We start from the raw sequence: 3,086 nt of genomic DNA, 5'->3' as shown, positions 1-3,086 counted from the left end.
CCGCTTTGGTTGCGTGCATGATGAGCGTCACAGTCGGCGTGATTCTCAAATATCTTGTGCCGCTGATTTCCATCTCTATTGGAATTATTGGTATTACGATTTGGCTCACATGGTCGCTGGCAAAAAGAACCAATCACTATGTAGCAGAACGATTTATTGCGGTATATGGTATTGCCACCGGTACAGCGATTACAGGACTGTTATTGCTGCGAATTCTTGACCCGCAGGGAGAAACACCTGTGACAAGAGAGATTGTATGGTGGAATGTTTTTCAGATGCTAACGGCGATTGTCGTCGGTTCGCTCGCGCCGTTTGCTGCCATCTGGGGATGGAAATCGTGGATGGCAATCAACGCTGGTCTTGCGGCTGTTCTGCTGCTTGCGACAATACTGGTTGGAAAGAACATCGCACTTCCGGCAGTAAAACGCACAAAAAGCATCAAACAGGTAAATAGTTAAGGTGACAGTGATGGAACGAATTTATTGCAATGGAACGATTCTTACTATGCGTTATCCGCGAGAAACAGCACAAGCTGTTTTGACACGCAATGGAAAAATTGCTCTCGTTGGAAGCATCGAGAACGTTCGGCGCGCAGCGGGAAACCATGCAGAAGTCTTTGATTTAGAAGGAAAAACCATGCTGCCTGCATTTTTAGATGGACACGGACATTTATCCATGCTTGCTCAAAATCTTGCACAGGCAGATTTATCCGCTGCCAGAAGCTTTCAAGACATCATTGATCTGCTCAGAACATTTCGAGCAAAGAATGCTTTGTTTCATGGAGAGTATATCGTGGGATTTGGATATGATGAGAATCGCCTGTTGGAAAAAAGACATCCGGACAGACGAGTTCTCGATCAGGTTAGCGATGAAAACCCGATTTTTATTTCTCATGTATCGTTTCACATGGGCGTCGCCAATACGCTTGCGCTGAAACAGGCGAAGATCTTCAAACATGATGAATGCACAGGATATTTGGCAGAAACAGATATGACTGCAATTTATGCACAGGCTGCGGAATCAAAACTTCCCGTAGAGCATCTGTATAAAAAAGCGCAAGACGTATATCTGCAAAATGGTATTTGTACCATTCAAGATGGTGCGGTTGGAAAGAAACAATTTCAGCAACTGCAAGAATTGGCAGACCAGAGATTGTTTCAGGTTGATGTTGCAGCGTATTTGATGATGACAGATGATGCACACAGCGTAGTACAGGCGAATGCCAATCTATTGCAGACCTATCAAAAGCACTTGAAAATCGGTGGGTACAAATTGGTCTTGGATGGGTCGCCGCAAGGAAAAACAGCATGGATGCGAGAACCGTATACGGATGGAACAAACGGATCAGCGTGGATGCGCGATGATGAGGTGAAAGCATTTGCATTACAAGCCGTCAATGATGGTGTACAGTTGATGGCACATTGCAACGGGGATGCGGCATCCGAGCAATTTCTGAATAGCTATCAGTATGCACTGGAGCACTCTGGGAGAAGGAATACACAGAAACTGCGGCCGGTCATGCTGCACAGCCAGACCGTGCGTCAAGACCAATTAAGCCGATTCTCTGATTTGGGAATGATACCGTCCTTTTTTGTCGACCATGTATATCGGTGGGGAGATGTGCACAGAAAGAATTTGGGACAAACTCGTGCACAGAATATTTCACCGGTTGGATGGGCTGAAGAGTTTTGTTTGCCGTATACCTTTCATCAGGATACGCCGGTTTTGCCGCCCAATATGCTGAGCACAATACGAACAGCCGTACAACGCGTGACGGAACAAGGTGTTCTTTTGGGAAAACAGCATACCATCAGTGCTTATCAAGCCCTTCAGGCAGTGACCATTCATACAGCGTTTCAATACGGAGAAGAAAAACAAAAGGGAAGCATAGAAAAAAACAAACAGGCAGACTTTGTTATTCTAGATCAAAATCCGCTCTGTGTTGATACGCAGGCATTGACGGATATTCACATTACGCACACAATTGCAAAAGATCAAATTGTGTATCGGCGCAAATGACAAGCAAAAGGAAACTCTTCACAGCACAGAGTTTCCTTTTGTTTTTACCCATTTCTGGTAACAGCGGTTGTTGCGATTCTCATTCATCCGAATTTCATCAGCTTGACGGGAGCTGAAGGCGGTATTCACTTCTTGGGACTTCCGGTAACCAATTTCGATTATTCTTCCAGCATCATTCCGGCGATTTTGACCGCATGGGTAATGAGCTACATCGAACGATTGATGGAAAAAATTACACCGGCGTTTACCAAGAAGTTCTTGAAGCTGAAGCTGATGCTGATTCTGCTGGTTTCCACGCCGATTGCCTTTTTGATTCTTGGACCGCTTGGCTCGATTATCGGCAATGCTCATCAGCAATGTTGCACAGGGTGCAGCTTGTCTGGCTATCGCACTGAAGTCCAAGAACGGCGAATACTTTGACAAGGCTGGCAGTCTGACTGCAAACGGCTTGAACGATACCGCAAAGAACTACACCTACATGATCGGCTCTGCATGGGCTGAAATGGGCGGACGAAATTCTGCAGATGCCGTTCTGGGCAACTGGAGCACAACGGGCAGCCCGAATGAAGCAGTCAGCAATCTTTCTGAGGTCGAGAAAAAGACACCGAACGAAAAGGGATTGCAGTTTTATGACGATTTGTTTGATACTTGTATCAAGCGGTACATCATGAGCTGGTGGCGAGCGCATTGGCGACAAAATTGGTACGTGAAATGATGTCGGATGCAAAAGTGGGATGTATGTTGCTGAGTATGCCGGTTTATTCCCTTACGCCATCTCCGGATGATGTCATTGCTTCTATGCAGGAAGAGCATAAAAATGATTTCTTTGGAGATGTACATGTTCGCGGAACATATCCGGGATATATGCTTCGATATTTTAAAGAGCATAATATTGCGATTCAGATGCAGCCGGAAGATGAAGAAATTTTGAAGCATACGGTCGATTTTGTGTCATTTAGTTATTATATGAGCGTTTGCGGAAGTGCAGATCCAAATCAAAAAGCAGGTGCAGGCAATATTATCGGCGGTGTCCCCAATCCGTATTTACCAGCTTCGGAATGGGGATG

The 3,086-nt window shown here is 45.5% G+C and carries 3 protein-coding genes and 2 pseudogenes; all 5 read left to right on the top strand.

What is annotated here, in order from left to right:
* Positions 1-458, top strand: a pseudogene (locus tag ACR0P9_RS10030) (hypothetical protein); the annotation flags it as partial.
* A 10-nt stretch (positions 459-468) separates the two neighbouring features.
* The gene (locus ACR0P9_RS10025; protein WP_432619749.1) at positions 469-2,019 is read left to right on the top strand and encodes an amidohydrolase; all 1,551 of its coding nucleotides are present in this window, start codon (positions 469-471) and stop codon (positions 2,017-2,019) included.
* 102 nt (positions 2,020-2,121) lie between these two features.
* Entirely contained in the window at positions 2,122-2,439 is a 318-nt protein-coding gene (locus ACR0P9_RS10020) for a PTS transporter subunit EIIC (protein ID WP_432619747.1), read from the top strand.
* On the top strand, positions 2,363-2,734 hold the full coding sequence (locus tag ACR0P9_RS10015; protein WP_432619745.1) for a hypothetical protein: 372 nt from the start codon (positions 2,363-2,365) through the stop codon (positions 2,732-2,734). Before ACR0P9_RS10020 ends, ACR0P9_RS10015 begins: the two co-directional genes overlap by 77 nt.
* Positions 2,668-3,086, top strand: a pseudogene (locus ACR0P9_RS10010) (family 1 glycosylhydrolase); the annotation flags it as partial. The gene ACR0P9_RS10015 and the pseudogene ACR0P9_RS10010, both read left to right, overlap by 67 nt.

Source organism: Butyricicoccus sp. (assembly GCF_050872565.1).
GTDB lineage: Bacteria > Bacillota > Clostridia > Oscillospirales > Butyricicoccaceae > Butyricicoccus_A.
This window is presented reverse-complemented; position numbering and strand designations above follow the sequence as displayed.

Excerpts from the sequence above, each read along its gene's own strand:
- ACR0P9_RS10025 (WP_432619749.1), top strand. The coding sequence starts at position 469 with ATGGAACGAATTTATTGCAATGGAACGATTCTTACTATGCGTTATCCG.
- ACR0P9_RS10015 (WP_432619745.1), top strand. The coding sequence starts at position 2,363 with ATGCTCATCAGCAATGTTGCACAGGGTGCAGCTTGTCTGGCTATCGCA.